Raw genomic sequence first — 1,777 nt, 5'->3', positions numbered from 1 at the left:
CCCGGGATGGACACGGAGGATGAGGACAACAAGTCCACCCCTCCTCCGGAGGATGGTGGCAATGCCGGATAGTCGCTCTGGGCGAGTGGCGGACGCAGACGAAGACCTTCAGCAGTTGTTGGTGGACATCGAGCACGCCCTCTCCAGCAGCCGGGAGCACAACCCCTGGGACCTCGGACCATCTGGACTGCTCGTCCGGGTGCGTGACGCGCTGAAGAAGGTCCCGAGTCAGCCGAAGTAGTCCCCGGGCCTGTCCCGGCACCTCTCAACCCCTTCTGAATGGAGGCTCGAAATGGGCCTGCTGGCGGAGCTTTGTCGTGTGGTCGATGAGCGGGAGAGCCCAGGTCCCTGGCTCCGGCGTGCAGTGAATGAGACGGCGGATGCGCTCCGGCGCGCTCCCCGCATCAAGACGTGGCACGCCGAGCGCGGGCTCTACGTGTCCGCGCTGTTGGGCGCGGTCTGGGGGGAGCACCGGGACACGCTCGGGATGCCCATTCCCCCCACGGGCATCTTCGCAGCCCTGATGCTGAGCCCGGTGACGGTCGGGTGGCTCGCGGTCGTGATGTTGGCGGTGTCGCTGTTGGACGCCGTCTACGGGGCGGAGCTGGACAGCATCGCCGCCCGGGAGAGTGAGCGGGCCGAGGCGGAGGGGCGCGAGCCCATCCAGGTGGAGTGCACGCCGCGAGCTGCGCTGCTTCGTCGGAGACAGCCTTGGATGTCGCTGGGCCTGCTGGCGTACGCGTTCGGCTGGGTGGGTGCTGTCGGCTTCGCGTGGCGCCTCGCCTACCCGCTCTGGCGCCGGTGGTGGCGGGCCCGTTACCCGCTGACGAAGGGCGGCGCGTAATGGGCTCCCCTACCCTCATTCACACCGAGCGCGGGCCGGACGTCCACTCGCGCTCGAGCATCCGCAGGTGGATGCTGATGCACCTCGTAGAGCACCGCGACGCTTCCGGCGAGGTGAACCTCACGTCGTTGGTGGAAGCGTGGGACGCGGCCCAGGCCGGCGGCGAGGCAACGCTCGACGCGCACCACCCCGCGTGGGACGTCGCCGTCGAGGTGGCCGAGCGGGCCGACACCGCGTGCCACTGCACGCGCATCAACATGGTGAGCCCATGAGCTGCGTGGGCGAGCTGTCGGACTGCTGCGCGCGACTCCGGACGCTCAGGAAGTGGTGGCGTCCCGGAGAGGTGGACGTCATCGAGGAGTGCATCGAGGAGGCGGAGCAACTCCCCGAGCGCGAAGCCGCGGAGCGTGAAGCGCTGCGCGCAGCGGAGGACGAACTGCGCGACCTCGTGCCCAACGGGACCGACGCCACCCAGTCGCGGTGGCGCGAGCTACAGCGCCGCGTGACGGCCGCGAGGAAGTCCCTCAACGACCTGGCCGTTGCTGCGTCGGCTCTCTACGCGGCGCTCGGTGTCGAGCTGTGGTGGGCGCGCAGCAACCACTGGCGCGAAGGCGTCGAACTCGCGAACGCGCACGGGCGCTGAACGTCAGACCCAACAAGTAGTCTGCCGGATAGTGGACCTATCAAGTCAGTACGGATGCCACGCGTACGCGGAGCACCCCGAGAAGAGCTGGGTGCTGTGCGAGCGCGAGGACGGACACACAGGCCCGCATCAGTGGCGGGACCACGAATGGACAGACGCGGTTGATGACACCACCGCGATGGAACGCGAGCTGATTCGCCGCGCCGAGCAGGACGCGGGCGAGCGCTACGAGTGAGGAGAGCAGCATGGCGGGGTTTCAGAAGGCAACGAAGAAGGCCGCGCGTTTGCGC

Annotated in this window: 5 protein-coding genes; all 5 read left to right on the top strand. The window is 68.7% G+C overall.

Translation table 11 applies throughout. The features are described 5' to 3' along the window. Positions 1-85 precede the first annotated feature (85 nt). On the top strand, positions 86-241 hold the full coding sequence (locus LXT21_RS44685; RefSeq protein ID WP_254044386.1) for a hypothetical protein: 156 nt from the start codon (positions 86-88) through the stop codon (positions 239-241). Positions 242-364: 123 nt separating this feature from the next. Further along, positions 365-844 carry a hypothetical protein gene (locus tag LXT21_RS44680; RefSeq protein ID WP_254044385.1) on the top strand — a complete coding sequence of 160 codons (480 nt, stop codon included), beginning with the start codon at positions 365-367 and terminating at the stop codon, positions 842-844. 77 nt (positions 845-921) lie between these two features. Beyond that, the gene (locus LXT21_RS44675) at positions 922-1,116 is read left to right on the top strand and encodes a hypothetical protein (protein ID WP_254044384.1); all 195 of its coding nucleotides are present in this window, start codon (positions 922-924) and stop codon (positions 1,114-1,116) included. Continuing rightward, positions 1,113-1,487 carry a hypothetical protein gene (locus LXT21_RS44670; RefSeq protein WP_254044383.1) on the top strand — a complete coding sequence of 125 codons (375 nt, stop codon included), beginning with the start codon at positions 1,113-1,115 and terminating at the stop codon, positions 1,485-1,487. The genes LXT21_RS44675 and LXT21_RS44670 overlap by 4 nt, the downstream gene beginning before the upstream one ends. 31 nt (positions 1,488-1,518) lie before the next feature. After that, the gene (locus tag LXT21_RS44665; protein WP_254044382.1) at positions 1,519-1,722 is read left to right on the top strand and encodes a hypothetical protein; all 204 of its coding nucleotides are present in this window, start codon (positions 1,519-1,521) and stop codon (positions 1,720-1,722) included. Positions 1,723-1,777 lie beyond the last annotated feature (55 nt).

It is taken from the genome of Myxococcus guangdongensis (assembly GCF_024198255.1).
Lineage (GTDB): Bacteria > Myxococcota > Myxococcia > Myxococcales > Myxococcaceae > Myxococcus > Myxococcus guangdongensis.
The sequence above is the reverse complement of the archived record's forward strand: the minus strand, read 5'-3'. Positions and strand labels throughout refer to the sequence as shown.